We start from the raw sequence: 16,883 nt of genomic DNA on the forward strand, positions 1-16,883 counted from the left end.
CAGTCGCTGGAAGCTTTAGCGTCACCCCTCGTGTCCTCGTCCTCCACACCATCGCCGACCACGACTCCCACTGCCGGGACGTCACCTGCGGTGGCGTGGCTGGAGCGCCACCAGATCGCCCTGTACCTGGCCGCCATCGCGGCCGCCGCCGTGCTGGGTGTCCTGATCGGTGGTGCCCACCACCTCGAGGTCGCCATCGAGCCGGTCCTGGGGCTGCTGCTGTACGCGACGTTCCTCGCGGTGCCGTTCACCGCGCTGGGCCGGGCCCTGCGCGATGGGCGCTTCCTGGCCGCGGTCGGCGTCCTGAACTTCGTCGTCGTGCCGCTGGTGGCGTTCGGGCTGTCCCGGCTGGTGGCCGACGACCCGGCGTTGCTGTTCGGGGTGCTGCTGGTGCTGCTGTGCCCGTGCATCGACTACGTCATCGTCTTCGCCGGTCTGGCCGGTGGCGCCGCGGATCGACTGCTGGCCGCCGCCCCGCTGCTGATGCTGGCCCAGATCCTGCTGTTGCCCTTGTACCTGCTGCTGTTCATCGGCCCCGCCGGGGTCGCCGTCGTCGAGGTCGGACCCTTCGCTGAAGCCTTCGTCGTGCTCATCGTCGTCCCGCTGACCGCAGCCGCCCTGACCCAGCGACTCGCCGCACGGGCCGGTCGCACCGCTCACGTCGCCGGTGCTGTGCAGGCCGTGACCGGGGCGGCGATGGTCCCGCTGATGATGGCGACCCTGTTCGTGGTCGTCGCCTCTCAGGCCGGTGCCGTCAGCCGGCGCGTGGGTGAGCTGCTGGTCCTGGTGCCCCTGTACGCCGGTTTCCTGATCGTGATGGCCGTCCTGGGAGCGGTAGCCGCGAGGGCGTTCCGTCTCGACGTCGCCTCCGGGCGGACGCTGGTGTTCAGTGGCGCCACCCGCAACTCCCTGGTCGTGCTGCCGCTGGCTCTGGCTCTGCCCGCCTCACTGTCGCTGGCGCCGGTCGTGGTGGTGACCCAGACCCTCGTCGAGCTCATCGGCATGGTCGTCTACGTCCGCCTGGTGCCCCGACTGATCGGTGTCGGGTCGAAGTCCACGTTCAGCTGAGGACCGCAGGCGACGTCACGGTCATCCCGCTGGTCGCGCGCACGCGCTCATGCTGGTGATGGGGTGCGACGTCAGATGTCGTGCCAGCTCTTCACGAGGGTCTCCACCGCGGGGACGGCTCCTGCGGGATAAGCACCTCGACGTTGTAGACGCCGTGCGCAGCGCGGTGCACCCACGCCAGGCGTGTCTGCCAGCGAGGCAATGCTGCACTCCGATGCGGGTGCCGGCGATGTTAATGCGCAGGGAGTTCCCATTGACGGGCAGTCGGTGAATCTTCGGTTGGTGCAGAGGCGGGTGCTCGCTCCAGGCGCTGCCAGGCTCGAACGTCAGGGACAGCTGGGTCACACCGTGGTTCACCGCCCGGGCCGCTTGGCCCTGCTGCCACTGCAGACCCCCGCGGGACGTAGAGGACGGAACGGTGATGCCAGGCACCGGCGGTGATGTCCTCCGCCGAGGGCAGCGGTCGGTAGACCGGGACCGCGAAGTGCTCGTAGACCTCCGTGCCGCGAAGGGCAGACAGGGTGGGCGGGGAGAAGCCGAGACGTTGGCATACGTCTTGTTCATCCACCCCTACGTAGAACTCGCTCAGGGAGTCATCCGACAGCCGCTTGCGCCCGTGCGGGTGTGGCGGGGGTGCCGGCGACCTCAGCACCGCCTCCACTTCCCCGGGCATCGGTGGCGAGGTGATCAACCCCCAGGTCGAGGGCCCTGCAGCGGCTGCGTCATGCAGCGACGCTGCCCGCCCGGACCGCCGGGGTAAGCCGGGCAACTTTCCGAGACGCACGGTCATCCCGCGCTGCGAGCGGTCGCCCCAGCGTTGGCGGCGACCGGATATGGCTCCCTTCTGTGTCAAGGGCGAGGCTTGGTGAGGGTCTTGCGGCCTCGCCCGCGGGTGGTCACGATGGATGCGGCGGGTCCGGGAAGTGACTTCTCCGAAGAGCCGGCACCGGGGTCCGAGCCGGTCGCGCTGGAGCCAGCAGTCGCCCCCGCTTGTCCTCCCGGACCCGTCACCAACACCACCTCGACAGGCCTGTCGACAGGCTCCTCGACCGCGGTTTCCTCCTGCTCAAGGACCTCCGCAACTGCCTCGGTGGTGGCTTCGGCGTCAGCAACCATCTGGCGATAGACCACGTCGGACAAACGCCGCTTCAAGCACCGGATCGCCTCCAACGGCGACTTCCCCGCCGCCAGCTTCCGCCGGTAGTAGGCCCGCCCCTCGGTGTCGTGGCGGATCTGCACGATCGCCGCGATGTGCAGCACCCGGTTGATTCGCCGGTTGCCCAGTCGGGACAGGCGCTGCCTGCTGTTGTCGCCGCTGGAGGCATCGATGGGGGCAGTGCCGTTCCAGGACGCGAAGTGGCCCCTGGTCGGGAAACGGGCGATGTCTCCGACATCACCCAGCAGTCGCGCCGCTCCTGAAGGGCCGATGCCGTTGAGGTTCAACAGCCCTGAACCAGTCGCGGTGATCAGGTCGGTGAGTTCCTTCTTCGCGGCCTTCATCTTCTTGTCGATCACGGCCAGATCGGCGATCTTCTCCGCCGCCAGCACCCGCCTTGTCCGGCCCACCACATCGCGTGGCCTCACGCTCGCCAGCAACGTCTTCGCCTGCGTCGCAGTGAGAAACTTTTTCGCCCCGCCTGGCATCAGTTCTAGCAGCAGCTTGTGGATGCGGTTGACCGTTTGGGTGCGTTGCACCCCCAGCTCATCGCGGCGGTCCACCAATAGCCGCAGCGCGATGTTCTCTCCATCGACGCGAACCCGCTGCAAGGTGGGAGTCCGCGCTGCGACCAAGGCGATGGAGTGCGCGTCGGTGGCGTCGGTCTTGCGGCCGTTGCCGGTGGAGAAGATCCGCACCCGCGCCGACATCTTCGCGGGCACGTCCAGGACCACCTCGCCATCGGCGAGCAGGCGCTGGGCGAGGTGCTTGCCGATACCGCCAGCGCCCTCTACGGCCCACATGCGCTGTGGCCATCCTCGGCCTGCGGTGAGCATGTCGCGGTAGCCGGCGGTGTCGGTGGCGTAGCGTCCGCCCCCGATCACCTGGTGCCGTTCGTCGAGGACTTCGATCGTCGCTGATCGTTTGTGCGGATCCATCCCGATGATCACGCTTGAGGTGACGTCCATAGTGCTCCTGCCCTCGACCCAGCGGCCAGACCGGGTGGTGCGGCCGTTGCTGCTGGCGAGGATGGGCAGCACTACTTCGAGTGAGACAGACCCTTCTTGAGCCACACCTCGCCGGGCGGTGCCCGACGCTCCGCATGCCATGAGGGAGCCACACCGATGGAGCTGGTGAGCAGTCGAATTGAGAGCGTCACGCCGGGCACCTCGGCACAGCCTGGCCGGGCCGTTGCCGTGGGTCCAGTGAACAAGTAGTCGAATTGAGTGCGTTGCGAACCAGGGATCTGCAGGGCAAGACGGCCCCCAGCGACCTGCCAGGATCGCGCAGCAAGTATCGGGATTCGCGTAGCGCGAGCCGTGCTGCGTCCCGCACGACAACCTCACGACTGACTGCAGTGGATCTGGTGCTGCTGACCTGCTGTCCGCGCGCGGACAGCAGGTCAGCGAACTCAGCCAGCCGATCAGGCGCTGACGTCACGCAGCCACTGCTCCACCGAACGAGGTGTCTGACCCAGCCGCAGCTGGGCACTGGCCGCCTCGTCGATGAGCTCATGAAGTTGAGTGCGACGCCAGTGGTAGGACGCCACGACCGGGGCGATGGCCTCGGCCCCGAACAGCGGGGTCACCGCGGTCCCGAAGTCCTCCGGTTCCTGGAACTCGAAACGAACCTCACGTCCCAGGTAGGCGGCGAACCCGGCGGCAAGGTCAGCTCCCAGCAGACCCGGCAGGGCGCCCACCGCGACGACACCGGTCACCGAGGTGTCCTGGAACAACCGAACAGCGACATCGGCGACGTCGAGGTGGGAACTCCAGGAGACGGCGTAGTCCTCCCGGATCGGGTACCGCAGCACCCCCTCCTCTCGCACGGGTCCGGTCACCGGCGGCAGGAGCAGGTTCTCCAGGTAGATCCGCGGGGCGATGACCGCGGTGGGGATCCCGCCGGCGGCCAGGCGGGCCGCCAGGACGCCGATCGCGGTCTGCTCGCTGCCCTCCTGCAGCGGGTAGCCGCTGGTGGAGAGCACCACCCGCGCCGGGTGGGCCTGCTCGAGCGCTTCGGCGACCGCCACGGCCACGGCCATCCGCTGGTCGGGGCTGCCCAGGGGCAGGTGGATGAAGACGCCCTCGGCGCCCTGGTACGCCGCGGTGAGGGAGGCGACGTCGGCGTAGTCGACCGCGATCGCGGGGCCGGCGGTGTAAGCGGACGGCGTGCGGACCGCGGCGGTGACGTGGTGGCCGGCGTGGGTGAGAGCAGCGGCGACGGGGGCGCCCTGCGCGCCGGTCGCTCCGTGGACGATGAAGGTCATGACTCCATTGGTGCACGGGGAGCACCAGTTACTTCAAGTGCACCATTGGGTTACCCTCCTCGAATGGCCCTCCCTGACCCCCAGCAGACCCCCTGGCACGAATGCGGCATCGCCCGCTTCCTCAAACTCCTCGACGGGCCGTGGGCGACGCTGGTGGTCCGCGAACTCCTACCCGGCCCGAGACGGTTCACCGAACTGCGCCGCGCCCTGGTGGGGGTCAGCGCGCACACGCTGACCAACCGGCTGCGCCAGTTCGAGGCGTACGGCATCGTCACCCGGACCGTTTACGCCGAGGTCCCGCCCCGGGTGGAGTACCAGCTCACCGATATCGGCCTGGGCCTGCGAAGCGTGCTGGAGGCCATGGACGAGTGGGCCAGCTCCGTACCGTTGGTCGAAGGCGAGGACGCAGTAGCCCTCCCCGCCTCCTGCCACACCCCCCGACTGGTAACGGGCGACGCAGCTCGATGAATAGTCTCAGGGTCCTCCTCGGCGCGGGGGTCTGCCCCAGCTTGGTCGACTCTCTGCCCTGCTCCACCCTCTGGTTACCTCAGACCCTGTGAAGATCGAGCTTGGGTCTGCTGCACGATCAGATGACAGCTACGTCACGCGGTCAGAGCGACCGACGTAGTCATGATGGTCTCGTACTCAACAGGGGTCAACCGGCCCAACCCGCTCTGCCGCCGACGGCGGTGATAGGTCCGCTCAATCCAGGTCACGATCGCGATCCGCAACTCCTCCCGAGTGACCCACTGCCGGCGGTCCAAGACGTTGTTCTGCAACACCCCGAAGAAACTCTCCATCGCCGCGTTGTCCCCGGCCGCACCGACACGACCCATCGACCCCACCAGGCCGTGTCGACTGAGGGCGTAGACGAATCTCCTGGATCGAAACTGCGACCCACGGTCCGAATGTAGCGTGCAACCGTCGACGTCAAAACCCTCAACCCGGCGTCGCGCAACGGCATTGGCCAGGGCATGGACGGCCAAGCGAGAAGTCATCCGGGAGTCGATGGAGTACCCGACGATGCGCCGGGAGAACACGTCCTTGATCGCACAGAGGTAGAGCTTGCCCTCGGCGGTCCAGTGCTCGGTGATGTCGGTGAGCCACAACTCGTTAGGCCGGTTTGCGACGAACTTCCGACGGACCAGATCGTCATGCACTGGCGGACCCGGTCGCTTGCCGTTCTTGCTGCGGCGCTTAGAGAATGCGCTCCACCACCGGGTATCCGAACAGATCCGCCAGGCGGTCCGCGCCGCCATGGACTGCCCGGCCTCAGCAGCCTCTTCGTGCAGGTAGCGGTAGCCGAACTCCGGATCATCGAGGTGAGCGTCGAGGAGGGCATTGGCACGGTAGGCCTCCTCCAGCTCCGCCGGGGTGACGGGCTCGGCAAACCAGCGGTAGTAGACCTGTCGAGCGATGTTCAGCACCCGGCACGTGAGGGCCACCGAGATGCCCTCGGCGGCCAGCTCGCTCACGAGCGGGTAGAGCCTTTTCCCGAGCCACGTCCTGAGCTACCGGGCAGGTTCGCCTGGGAGAGGTAGGCCGCGGCGCGGCGCAGGACCTCATTCTCCTGCTCGAGCAGCTTGATCCGGCGGCGGGCTTCGCGCAGCTCCGCGTTGTCACTCGTGCTCGTGCCAGGCTTGACGCCCGCGTCCACGTCAGCTTGGCGCATCCACTTTGACAAGGTCATGACGTGGATGCCGAAGTCGGCGGCGACCTGCTCCAACGTCACGCCAGGATCGCGGTCCCGGGCGACACGGACGACGTCGTCTCGGTACTCACGCGGGTAGGGCTTGGGCACAGCAACATCCTTCCAGGCCTGCTCGGGAGCAAGCCAGCTTGGTTGTCACCGATCAGTGCAGCAGACCCCATCCGTGAGGTCGAACCTGGGCTGAGCCCTCACCGTGGTTGCAGTGGGATCCCCGGGGTGTTGGCGATGGCTTGTACCGCTTGCAGGGGAGGCAGTGGGAGCACGACGGTCACGGTGAAGATCGCGTCCTTGACGGTGCACCGCCAGCCCGCGGTCGTCTGCTCCTCGAGGCTGCGGACCACCCAGATCGGTGTGCCGTCGCGGAATGCCAGCCGGGTCAGGTCTGGGCGTGGCAGTGCCTCCAGTGCTGCGATCTCTGCAGCCTCCTCGGGGCTGCGTTGCTTCTGGGGCGGGCCGTAGTTCAGTTGCATCCATCCCACTCCGAGGGAGCCGGCGTCGGTGAGGGTCACCGTCCCGGGGTCGACACCGTCGGCAACGTTCACGATCAGGACGCTGTGGCTGTTGCTGCCTGGGTCGGTGGGTGCGGGTGGTCGAGAGGTGGAGGGCACGGGGTGCTCGAAGACCTGGGCTCCTTCGCGGCTGCGGTAGGAGGTGCGGTAGCCGCGGGCGGTGAGTACGGGGAAGACGGGTAGGGCGATGTCCAGGTGGGCAGCGAGCTGCTCGCCGTCCAGGGCTTGGCTCCACTGCTGTAGTGGGGTCACCGTTCGTAGGTGCACACCGCGTTTCCCGCTGGGTGTGGGTTGTAGTCGGGTCAGGGCGTGGGTGGCTGCGGGGGTGAGGTCGATGGAGAATTGGGGTTCGTCCATCAGGCCATCGTGGTGCTGTGCGGGTGTTCGCGTTGGAGTCTGCGACCAGAGTGGTCATCGTCACGACCGCGACGTCGCGGACAGGTCAGGGTCGCGCGCACCGCGGGATGACCGTGACGTGGTTGGGGGTGCTCATCCCCTCCGTGAGCACCCCTAGCGCCAGCGATTCATCGACACTGGAGCGGGCGACAGTCGCTACAGGTCAGGCGGGGCAGCCCCGTCGCAGCGACTCCTCGTACTCCGCGGTGAAGCCTCTCCCGGGTTCTCCGTCATCGGTGAAGACGATCACCTCATTCGCCGCCCACGGCACGACGGAGGTCACCCGCAGGTTTTGGTCTAGATCGGCTGGGTCGACGTCGTCGTTACCCGGGGACCGCCACAGGGAGGTGATCCCGGCCTGTCCGATCAGGTCCCGCGCCGTGGCGACGCGCTGTCCCTCGACGGGGATGCAGTGCAGCACCTCGCCAGGGGCCTCAGCCGTAATCGCGGCGCTGATGTAGTCCTCTCCCGGCATAGCGGCCCGGCCGATGGACAGGTTGAAGGGCTCACTGGGGTGGGCGGGCAACGTGAGGACGACGTAGTCGTTCTCCGTCCCGGACCCTTCCTCCTGGTAGGTGACGTCCCGTCCGCCTTCGCTGGCCGTCAGATCGCCCACCAGCGATGGGGAGGCCGGTACGAAGGTGACCGAGGCGGGGACCCCTGCCGCGGCCAGGGCTGCGGCCAGGTCGCGTTCGTCGACGTCGGGATTGCCGATACGGACTTGCATCCGGTCGTTCTCGGTGCTGACTTGCACCTCGGCGCGGGCGGCATCGACCAGGAACGGTGCCTGCTGCGGGTCGTTGGTGCCACCGCCCAGAGGCAGGACACCGATGCTGAGACCGCACGCGGCCAGACCAACGGCGGAGGCGATGAGCCAGCGCCGACGCCGCGGTGCCCACCAAGATGTAGGTCGGGTGGTGGTCGTGGCGATGGAGTGGCGCGAGGCGATGGGGTAGCGCGAGGTGCGGGCGTGGTGGGTCGTGACGCGCTGCTGATCGACGTCGATGGCCTCGACCAAGGCCGATTCCAGGCGCTGCAGGGCGGGGATCTGGTTCACGGGTTCACCTCCAGGTGGGTAGCCAATCGGGACAGAGCACGGTGCACCCGGACGCGGGCAGCACCCGGTGAGCAACCCAGGTGCTGGGCTACATCGGTGTAGTTGAGCTGCTGGACGACGCGCAGGGTGACCGCTTCTCGGTCGCGGCGTCCCAGCCGGGCCAGTGCGTCACGGAGGCGACGGCGGTGCGCCCGGGCGTCGACGAGGTCGTCGATGCGGGCGATGGACTCATCGTCGAGGGCTTCGACCTGCACACCGAGGCGGGTCAAAGCCCGAGTCTCGCTGCGGCGGCGGCGGTGCAGTTCGAGGGACTTGCTGCGCGCGATGGTCGTGAGCCAGGCAATGACCGGACCCCGGTCGGAGTCGAAGGTGTCGCGGTGCAGGTAGGCGTGGGCGAAGGTCTCGGCCAGCAGGTCGTAGGCGGCTTCGGCTTCGGGGACGCGGGTGAAGCAATAGCGCAGCAGGGCTTCGGCATGTCGTTGGTAAAGGACTCGGAAGGCTTCGGGGTTGGTCCCGCTGGCGGCCAGCCGGTCAGGGTCCAGCGGTGGTGTGGCCATCTCGGTGGCCGGTCTACCGGCTGGTTGGGTCACTGGGGGCGTCTGCCTCACATCGGGTCTATGCGTGAGCTGGGTGGCTTGTTACAGCTCGTGACCATGCCTTGTGATCTTCCGCCTCTCGGCAGATCCGGTCGGCGTCGACCCGGGCCGACCACGCACAACGTGGGATGACCGCGCACAGCCGCCGAGGTGATCCGGCCGGTCCGGCCCTACATCACCTGTTCCTCCTGAGGCGCGGCGGCGGGGATCAGCCGGGCTGGATCACCCAGCCGGTGTGCTTCATGGAGTCGTCCCAGGCGATGAGCCGGTCACCCGCCCAGGTCGCGGTGATCGAGTCACCGTCCACCACACCGCTCAGCTCCGGCAGTGCGATCCAGTCCTCGCCGTGCAGGACGGCGTAGCGGCCGCCGATTCCCACGGCAACACGATCTGGCCCCACGACTAGGTTCTGCGCCCATTCGTCATCCTGCAGCGCCTCGGGGAGTTCGAGCGGACTGGACTCACCGTCTGCGGGGTCGACTCGATCCAGTCGCGGTGTCTCACCTTCACCCCAGCCGATGCCGACCAGTCGGGTGCCGTCCCAGCCTGCGAACGGCACGGACGCGTAGGCGGCGCTGTCCTGCAGCGGCACCTGGCGCCACCGGTCTTGGGTCGGGGCGTAGGCCTGCACGCTGTTGCCGGTCGACTCTGCAGGGAGCTGGGTCAGCCCCACGAGTAACTCCGTCCCTGCCCAGATTGTGGAGCAGCTTTCACCGGAGTCCGGGCCTGGGACTCGGCTGGTGCGGGTGGAGCCGGTCGTGGGGTTCCAGGCCCAGAGGGTGTGCGGAACGGGTTGGCCGCTGCCGTCGGTGCCCACGCACAAGACTTCGGTCCCCGACCACCAGGCAGGGGCGTAAACGAGCAGGTCGGTCTGGGGCGCGGTGCCGGACTGGCCTGTGGAGGGGTCGAACCAGGAGTAGCCGTCGGTGAGGAGGTGGCCGGTCCAGGTCGTTCCGTGGTGGAACCAGCCGGCGTCTGCGAAGCGACGCCACGTGCGGCTGAGGGGGTCGTAGGCCGCGCTGTCTTCGACCGGCTCGGTGGGTGGTGCGGCGCAGCTGGCGTTGGGTGGGCAATCGACGGTGGGGCCGATCACTGGGCCGGTGCCGCCGGTGACCAGGAGCTCGGTCCCGGTCCAGGTCAGCGTTGGCCGTTGACGAGGGGCGATCGGTGGGGAGGGAAGTTCTTGCCAGGTGGCGGCGGTGGTGGCGAGGTCGCTGGGCCACCGGGATGCAGGGGTATCGGGCGTCTGGCCGCGTTGGGCACCGCAGGCGGTCAGCATCCCCGTGGCGGTGAGGGAGATCAGCAGGTCGCGGCGGCGCACGGTGGGTGAGACGCGGTGCCCGAAGTGATGGTTCCTCGGTCGCCCTCGACCTCGCCCTCCCTCGCACGCGACCAGCGGGATGATTGTGACGTCGCGCGCAGCGTGGGCCCCGCTTCACGCGATCAGCGCACCCCTGAAGCGGGACGGGTCACAGGGGTGCGGGGATCGTCACTTCCTGCAGTCGCGGGTCGGTCACGATCGCCCGGAGGGCATCTGCCGTAGCCGGTGAGTCCGCCGGGTAGACGCTGTCGACGGGGATGTCGGGGGCGGCGATGGAGGCCGTTGCTGCGATCGACCGGCCATCGGGGAAGTCCAGCGACGCGAACGGCTCAACCGGTCGGGCGGGCTCAGGCATCGACCCCAACTGCACCAGGGTTTGCCTCGTACCGACCGTCAAGAAGCTGCCGTCGGCCAGCGTCTGCTGGAAGCAGGAGGCGCTGTCGGAGCATTGCACGTCCATGTCGCTGAAGTCCTTCGGGGCGGTCCGTCTCACCTCGATCCCGAGGGTGACCGCCGGTGAGGTGACGGTGCTGGTCGTCTCCCAGATCACTTGTGTGAAGCCAGGCGATCGCCAGCCCTGGACGTTGCTACCGGCGGACCAGCCCGGCAGGTGAGCTTCGACGACAGCGCCCAGGGTGTCGGAGGCCGCGGCGGTCACGCTGGGCTCGATTTCCACGGAGCCGCCTTGCAGGGTCTTCAGCGGTGTCGGAGCCGGCTCGGACTGGCCCAGAACGGGACCGGCTACGGACAGGCCCAGCGGTGTGGGTTCCAGCAGGTGCGCCCCGCCGACGGCTCCGGCGGTCAACAGGACAGCGGCCAGGGAGGCGACGCCCCAACGGTTTCGGCGTTGCCGGCGCAGCCTGCTGCGGCCGCGGCCGGTGGCTTGGGCGATGAAGGCGGTGGAGTCCCCCACGGGTCCGGCGGCGGCGTGCAGGTCGGCGCGCAGGGCGGTGGGGAAGGGGTCGTGGGTCTCGGTGTTCACGAGCGGGTCCAATCCACGAAGGAAGCAGCAGAGGAGGCAGCGCAGGAGGTAGTGGAGGCAGTGGAGGAGGGGGTCTCTGGGCTCGACCGGTCCGGCTGGGGCCGCTGCTCAGCCGCGTGGGCGGGCCGGGGCTGGCGCAACCGGGCCAGAGCGCGTGAGGCCTGGCTCTTGACGGTGCCGACGCTGATGTCGAGCAGGTCGGCGACTTGTTCGTCGCTGCGGTCGTCGAGGTAGCGCAGGACGATCACGGCACGTTGTCGTGGTGGCAGGGGGCGCAGGATCGCGAGGAGGTCGGCGCGTTGTTCGAGGTCGATCAGCGGTTGGGAGGGTTCGGGGCCGGCGAGGTGGTCGTCGACGTCGCGGACGGCTTCGTGGCGGTGGGTGCGGCTGCGCCAGCGTGAGGTGGCGGCGTTGGCCAGGGCCCGGCGGGCGTAGGCGCTGGGGTCTTGGATGCGGGGCCAGCGGGCGTACATCTTGGCGTAGACGTCCTGCAGCAGGTCCTCTCCGATGTGGAAGTCGCCGGCCAGTAGTCGGGCGATGCGCCGCAGCTGCGGGGTCGCTTCGTGTGCCCAGGAGGTGAAGTGCTCTTCCCGGTTCATGTCGTCCACACTGCCCTGACGCAGGGGCTTCAAGATCTGGTTGCACGTTGAGGCGGTGTTTCTGGGCAGACCCTGAGGTGACTCAGGTACCTGCTCGAGTTCCGTCTCCTCCGTTCATCGCCAGATGAGTGAAGTCGCCGACCGCCGGCGACCGCGCGCACCGCGGGATGACCGCGGGATGCGTAGCGCCCGGCTGCATGGGCGTGCATTCACCCGTTGTCGAGGTGATCCAGCGCGAGAAGCACGTTCGCTGCGCTCCAGCCCAACGGCGCCGGGCCGGCGGGAGCCCCATCCGGCAGCACCTTCTCGGAGATGCTGCCGTCGCTGGTGCGGTGCTCGTCCAGCCATGACAACCACTCCCGGGCCTCCATGTGCTGGCCGGAGGCCGAGGCGGTGAACGCGACCAACGACACTTCCGGGGTCCAGGAGATGCCGTCGTTCTTCCACCCCACCCCTGGTGCAAAGCCCCCAGCAGGGCGGGCGGCGGCGTGCTGGTAGGCGCGCCAGGCGGCGAGGACCTCGGTCCGTGCGGTATCAGTGAACGGCGGCAGCAGGAAGCATGTCGAGGCGCACGGACCGGTGCCCTCGCCCTTGCCGTCGGACTCGGCGTAGCGCTGGTAGCCACTGGGCGCGAAGGCAGCGTGGACCAGATCTTCCTGCCGCTCTGCGGCCCGGTGCAGTCCTCGCGCGGCGGAATCCATCCCCAGGTGTTCGTGCACGAGCGCGGCGTGCCGCAACCCCAGCAGAATCACCGCCACCGTTCCCAGGGTCAGGCGCTTCTCCTTGCGTTCCCAGTAGTCCGAGGACGGCTCGGGCAGCCGGGCGCCGTTCTCGGTCAGGCGCAGCAGGTATGCACTGGTGCGTGTCAGTAGCGGTGAGAGCGGGGCCTGCGGACTCAGGTCGCGGTCGTCGAGGTCGGCGGGGCGCTGGAACGGGCTGTCGGGGCCGGTGAGGACCTGCGCCATCGCCCACGCCGCCCAGCCAGCACCGTCAGCCTGCTCGTGACGAGAGTCCGGCGCTCTGCCGTAGGTGTTGTAGCGGGCCTCGAAACCGCCGTCGTCGCTGCCGTCTTGAACCGCTCGCATCCAGGCCAGGATGCTGACCGCCTCCTCACGGTGCCCAGTGCGCGCGAACGCGGCCGCGGCGAACGCGCCGTCGCGGGGCCAGGAGTATCGCCACGCGCCGCCCGGTCCGGCCAGGAACGTCAGCGGCAGCTCACCGGAACCGTTGCGCTGCATCAGCCGCTGCAGGTCGATCAACGCCTGCCGGGCCATCGGCTCGTACACGGTGCCGTCACCGGGAACGCGACCGGACGCGAGCCAGGTCTGCTCCTGCGGCGCGACCGCCGCCCAGTCGTAGTGCCCCGGCCAGGTCAACAGGCTCGGCAGGGGTTCCTCGGGACGAGGCCACCACCATGTCGCGGCTCCGGCGGTTAGCACACTCGCTCCGCCCATCGCCAGCATCTTGCGCCGAGTGGGTTGCAGCGCATTCAGTCCGGTCACCACGAGTTGCCCGACGGCGGCGTAAACGGCGGCGTAAACGGCGGTGGAGACGGCGGGGCCGCGATCGGCTGCGTCGGCAGAACTGACGCGCTGCTGGTCTGCACGACGTCACAGGTGCCGTCTGGAGCAGGATGGCGTTTGACGGCCATCTTGCGGGCGAACACCACCGCTGCTGCCATCGTCGCCAGCACCACCACCGGCACCACAGGCAAAGCGGCGTAGCTGAATCCCGTGAGCGCTGCGGTCGTGACGCCCAGAGCGGTGGCGGCCACCTCACCGGCGGGCAGGGCCCAGGCCAGCCGTCGGGCTGTGGCGCCTGCTCGGGGATCGCCACCGGCGTGCAGCACCGCCCAGCACCCCAAGACGGGGACCAGCACCGACAGCACGGCGCTGCTGGCGTAGATGGTCAGCACCAGACCACCGGAGGTGTTGTAGTACGTGGTGCCCTTGCTCAGCGTCGACAGGACGTCCTCGAGCAACGACGCGAGCAGCGTGACCGCTCCCAGGAGCACTCCCGCCAATGCCACCGGGACGAGCACTCCGGCACGGGTAGCTCGCCCGGCCAGATCCCGCTCCAGCGCCCACGCGCGCAGGGTGGGCGTGGCGTCGTCGCCGAGCACGCTCACCACGGGTGCGCCGTTCTCGCGTGCGGCGCGTACTTCGGCGTCCAGTTCGGCCAGCAGGCCGTGGCGGTCAGCCGAGCGCACACCGGCACGACGCCACACTCTCGTGGCTTCGCGCAGCACCCGTGCGTGTTCAACGTCGGGGGCAGACGACGTCGTGCTGAGTGGGTGTCCGGTCGGGGTGGTCATCGTGGTGGGTCTGCTCCTGCTCATCGGGTGGCGTCTGCGGTGCCGGTAGCCAGTACGGCACTGGAGGTGGATGGGGCGGTGGCTGCGGTCGTGGTGCTGGCCCTCTGTCCAGGACGGAGTAGAGCGGACATGGCCTCGACGGTGTTCATCCACTCCACGCGCCCAGTCGCTAGTGCTTGGCGGCCTAGCTGGGACAGGGAGTAGTACTTGCGCGGTGGTCCGGCCGTGGAGGGGCGCAGTTCGGTGGTGAGCAGTCCCTGCCGTTCCAGACGCGCCAGCAGGGGGTAGCTGGAGCCGCCTGCTACTGGTAGGCCCTGCTCAGCCAACCGCTGGGTCAGCTCGTAGCCGTAGATGGTCTGGTTTTCCAGGAGGGCCAGGAGGCACAGGTCGAGGCCGGAGCGCAGCACCAGTGATCGGCGCTCAGTGTCCCCGTTTGGCATGCGATGCAAGGTAGCAGAACTCTTGCTGAACAAGGGTCTGCTCAGCTACGTCTCCGAGGCCTGGGCACCCTTCAACGCCGGGTGGACGACGGCACGCAGATCGCCTACTTGTTCACTTTCCTCACGGCACCAGTCCGGCCAGGCTGTGTCGAGGTGCCCGACGCGTCGCTCTCTTTTCGTCTGCCCACCAGCTCCACCGGTGTGGTTCTCATCTGGTCTGCGTCGCGTCGGGCACCGCTGGCGGGGAGTGGCTCAAGAGAGGTCTGCTCGGTCATCCCGAAGTAGTGCTGCCCACCCCGCCCCATCGAAGACCAGGACGAGCGGGGAGCAGCGATGAGGACACGAAGATCAACAACGCCTCGGATAGTGGTCCCGGCGGTGATCATCGGGATGGACCCGCACAAGCGCTCGGCCACGATCGAGGTGGTCGACGAGGCTGAACACATTCTGCTGGGACAGCGCTTCACCACCGACACCGACGGCTACCGCGCCATGCTCGCCGCGGTGAGTGCCTGGCCGACGCGAACATGGGCAGTCGAAGGCGCCAACGGCGCCGGCCGTCACCTGGCTCAGCGTCTGGTCGCCGACGGGGAGACGGTCCTGGATGTCCCGGCGAAACTGTCCGCGCAGGTCCGGGCGTTCGAGACCGGTCACGGGCGCAAGACCGACGCCACCGACGCCCACTCCATCGCCGCAGTTGCTGTCCGCCGCCGTAAGCGTCGCGAGGGATCGATCGACCGCCAGAGCGCGGGTCTGCGAGTGGTGACCGTCGACGATGAGACGGTCGCGTTGCGGCTGCTGGCCGATCGCCGCGATGAGTTGGGCGTCCGCAAGACCGAAATCGTCAACCGGATCCACCGACTGCTGGGTGAGCTGATCGGGGGTGGGGCGAAACGGTTCCTCACTGCGGCGCAGGCGAAAAGGCTGCTGGACGAGCTGGTCCCGGTGGGTCCTGCGGCGTTGATGCGGGCGCAGTTGGCGGCTGAGCTGGTGGAGGAGTTCGCCGCGATCCAGGCCAAGATCAAGGCGGCGAACCGGCAGCTGCAGCAACTGGTGGTCGACTCCGGTTCACACTTGATGGATCTCTACGGCATCGGCCCCTCGAGCGCTGCCCGCCTGCTCGGGGACGTCGGCGACATCACCCGGTTCCCCACCCGAGATCACTTCGCGTCCTGGAACGGCACCGCCCCCATCGACGCCTCCAGTGGACGACAACGAGCACCACCGCCTCTCCCGGGCCGGGAATCGGCGGTTGAACCGGGTTCTGCACACGATGGCGATCGTCCAGTTGCGTCGCCCGGGCACGGCGGGGCGGGTGTTCTTCGACCGCAAACGCGGTGAAGGGAAGTCGTCGATGGAGGCGTTGCGGGCGTTGAAGCGGCGGTTGTCCAACGTGGTCTATCGCCAGATGCTGGCTGATGCCAGTGGCCAGGCGAGCTCGATACAGCCGGATCCGCAGCTCGATCCCATCAGATCGGAAACCACCACAGAGCCTGCTCTGGTGGTGTCGCCGCTAGCAGCCCCAGCGCTGGCGCCGCCGATGGCTGCGGCGGTGGTGACGGGTCCGGGAGGGCAGGCGGGGGCGGCTTTTGACTCCAGCGCGACCGACTGCGACCCCGGTGTCGGTTCTTCGGATGAGCCACTTCCCGGACCCGCCGGCACCAGCATCTCCACCCGAGCCAGCCGCCGCAAGAGGCCCTTGACATAGAGAGGAACCAGAGGCGTGAAGTCGTCCGTCGCCAGCGACCGCCCGAAAGGCGGGATGACCGTGCGGTCGGCAGGCGGCTTGGCGGTGCACCAGGCTGTCGCAGGTGACGAACGAGCTGGGGTCCTGGTCGCCAATGGACCCCGACGACGTGGTCCACGTGCTGCGCCGCGCCGAGGTCCCCTGGTGGATTGCCGGCGGCTGGGCGATCGACTTGCACCTGGGTCGGCGTACCCGCACCCACGAGGACATCGACGTCCTCGTGCTGCGCCCGCACCTGCCGCGGCTTCGGGAGCAGTTGGCCGGGTGGGACCTACACGCAGCCGATCCGCCGGGCACGCTGCGCCCGTGGCCGGTGACGGAGGAGCTGCCGCTGAGCGTGCACGACATCTGGTGTCGGCCCACCCCCACTGCGGACTGGAGCCTGCAGCTGATGGTCGACGACCTCGTCGACGACGGCACTGGTGGTCAGCAGGAGTGGGTGTACCGCCGAGACGCCCGGATCCGCCGAGCCTGGCGCACGCTGCGTGGTCCTGCCTCCAACTCGCAGCGAGGTGTGCTGGCGCCGGAAGTCCAGCTGCTCTACAAGAGCACTGGTCCGCGGGCGAAGGACGAGGCCGACTTCCGTCAGATCGCTGGGGTGCTCAGCAGCTCTGAACGCGGGTGGCTGATTGGGGCTCTCCAGCTGACCGATGCCCAGCATCCGTGGATCGGGCAGTTGCGGGCCCTCGCATGACCATGACAGCGGGACAACCGTGAAGTC

At 68.6% G+C, this 16,883-nt stretch carries 16 protein-coding genes and 1 pseudogene; 5 read left to right on the forward strand and 12 right to left on the reverse strand.

Translation table 11 applies throughout. The features are described 5' to 3' along the window. The first annotated feature begins 90 nt into the window (after nucleotides 1–90). Nucleotides 91–1,068: an arsenic resistance protein gene (locus SJY07_RS25040; protein ID WP_380161994.1), complete on the forward strand. Its 978-nt coding sequence runs from the start codon at nucleotides 91–93 to the stop codon at nucleotides 1,066–1,068. Nucleotides 1,069–1,917: 849 nt separating this feature from the next. On the opposite strand, the gene SJY07_RS25045 is transcribed toward SJY07_RS25040, so the two are convergent. Both SJY07_RS25045 and SJY07_RS25050 read right to left on the reverse strand, forming a co-directional pair. Next, nucleotides 1,918–3,264 carry an IS110 family transposase gene (locus tag SJY07_RS25045; RefSeq protein WP_380161996.1) on the reverse strand — a complete coding sequence of 449 codons (1,347 nt, stop codon included), beginning with the start codon at nucleotides 3,262–3,264 and terminating at the stop codon, nucleotides 1,918–1,920. Nucleotides 3,265–3,647: 383 nt separating this feature from the next. Continuing rightward, nucleotides 3,648–4,490, reverse strand: coding sequence for an SDR family oxidoreductase (locus SJY07_RS25050; RefSeq protein WP_380161998.1), 843 nt, complete (start codon nucleotides 4,488–4,490; stop codon nucleotides 3,648–3,650). A gap of 63 nt (nucleotides 4,491–4,553) precedes the next feature. On the opposite strand from SJY07_RS25050, the gene SJY07_RS25055 reads away from it, so the two are divergent. Then, the gene (locus SJY07_RS25055) at nucleotides 4,554–4,958 is read left to right on the forward strand and encodes a winged helix-turn-helix transcriptional regulator (protein WP_380162000.1); all 405 of its coding nucleotides are present in this window, start codon (nucleotides 4,554–4,556) and stop codon (nucleotides 4,956–4,958) included. Nucleotides 4,959–5,092: 134 nt separating this feature from the next. Here the strand turns inward: SJY07_RS25055 and SJY07_RS25060 are convergent. The 10 genes and pseudogenes from SJY07_RS25060 to SJY07_RS25105 all read right to left on the reverse strand — a co-directional run bounded on the left by SJY07_RS25060 (nucleotide 5,093) and on the right by SJY07_RS25105 (nucleotide 14,415). Next, nucleotides 5,093–6,291, reverse strand: a pseudogene (locus SJY07_RS25060) (IS3 family transposase). A gap of 98 nt (nucleotides 6,292–6,389) precedes the next feature. Next, the gene (locus tag SJY07_RS25065; protein ID WP_380162002.1) at nucleotides 6,390–7,067 is read right to left on the reverse strand and encodes a hypothetical protein; all 678 of its coding nucleotides are present in this window, start codon (nucleotides 7,065–7,067) and stop codon (nucleotides 6,390–6,392) included. Between the two features lie 202 nt (nucleotides 7,068–7,269). Then, nucleotides 7,270–8,163: a hypothetical protein gene (locus SJY07_RS25070; RefSeq protein WP_380162004.1), complete on the reverse strand. Its 894-nt coding sequence runs from the start codon at nucleotides 8,161–8,163 to the stop codon at nucleotides 7,270–7,272. Further along, nucleotides 8,160–8,720 carry an RNA polymerase sigma factor gene (locus tag SJY07_RS25075; protein ID WP_380162006.1) on the reverse strand — a complete coding sequence of 187 codons (561 nt, stop codon included), beginning with the start codon at nucleotides 8,718–8,720 and terminating at the stop codon, nucleotides 8,160–8,162. Before SJY07_RS25075 ends, SJY07_RS25070 begins: the two co-directional genes overlap by 4 nt. Before the next feature lie 247 nt (nucleotides 8,721–8,967). Next, a complete protein-coding gene (locus tag SJY07_RS25080; RefSeq protein ID WP_380162008.1) occupies nucleotides 8,968–10,080 on the reverse strand; it encodes a hypothetical protein in 1,113 nt (370 codons plus the stop codon). 148 nt (nucleotides 10,081–10,228) lie between these two features. Next, nucleotides 10,229–11,062: a hypothetical protein gene (locus SJY07_RS25085; RefSeq protein ID WP_380162010.1), complete on the reverse strand. Its 834-nt coding sequence runs from the start codon at nucleotides 11,060–11,062 to the stop codon at nucleotides 10,229–10,231. Beyond that, nucleotides 11,059–11,661: a SigE family RNA polymerase sigma factor gene (locus SJY07_RS25090; RefSeq protein WP_380162012.1), complete on the reverse strand. Its 603-nt coding sequence runs from the start codon at nucleotides 11,659–11,661 to the stop codon at nucleotides 11,059–11,061. Before SJY07_RS25090 ends, SJY07_RS25085 begins: the two co-directional genes overlap by 4 nt. A gap of 209 nt (nucleotides 11,662–11,870) precedes the next feature. After that, entirely contained in the window at nucleotides 11,871–13,166 is a 1,296-nt protein-coding gene (locus SJY07_RS25095; RefSeq protein ID WP_380162014.1) for a glycoside hydrolase family 15, read from the reverse strand. Next, nucleotides 13,160–13,975 (reverse strand): hypothetical protein, encoded by an 816-nt coding sequence (locus SJY07_RS25100; protein WP_380162016.1) that lies wholly within the window; start codon nucleotides 13,973–13,975, stop codon nucleotides 13,160–13,162. Before SJY07_RS25100 ends, SJY07_RS25095 begins: the two co-directional genes overlap by 7 nt. Before the next feature lie 20 nt (nucleotides 13,976–13,995). Next, nucleotides 13,996–14,415 carry a PadR family transcriptional regulator gene (locus SJY07_RS25105; RefSeq protein WP_380162018.1) on the reverse strand — a complete coding sequence of 140 codons (420 nt, stop codon included), beginning with the start codon at nucleotides 14,413–14,415 and terminating at the stop codon, nucleotides 13,996–13,998. 378 nt (nucleotides 14,416–14,793) lie between these two features. Here SJY07_RS25105 and SJY07_RS25110 point away from each other — a divergent pair, with 378 nt between their 5' ends. The 3 genes from SJY07_RS25110 (at nucleotide 14,794) to SJY07_RS25120 (ending at nucleotide 16,856) form a co-directional block, all read left to right on the forward strand. Next, nucleotides 14,794–15,756, forward strand: coding sequence for a transposase (locus SJY07_RS25110; RefSeq protein ID WP_380162020.1), 963 nt, complete (start codon nucleotides 14,794–14,796; stop codon nucleotides 15,754–15,756). Further along, a complete protein-coding gene (locus tag SJY07_RS25115) occupies nucleotides 15,731–16,123 on the forward strand; it encodes a hypothetical protein (protein WP_380162022.1) in 393 nt (130 codons plus the stop codon). The genes SJY07_RS25110 and SJY07_RS25115 overlap by 26 nt, the downstream gene beginning before the upstream one ends. A gap of 103 nt (nucleotides 16,124–16,226) precedes the next feature. Continuing rightward, the gene (locus SJY07_RS25120) at nucleotides 16,227–16,856 is read left to right on the forward strand and encodes a nucleotidyltransferase domain-containing protein (RefSeq protein WP_380162024.1); all 630 of its coding nucleotides are present in this window, start codon (nucleotides 16,227–16,229) and stop codon (nucleotides 16,854–16,856) included. The last annotated feature ends 27 nt before the right edge of the window (nucleotides 16,857–16,883 follow it).

The organism is Kineococcus sp. R86509 (genome assembly GCF_042466365.1).
Taxonomy (GTDB): domain Bacteria; phylum Actinomycetota; class Actinomycetes; order Actinomycetales; family Kineococcaceae; genus Kineococcus.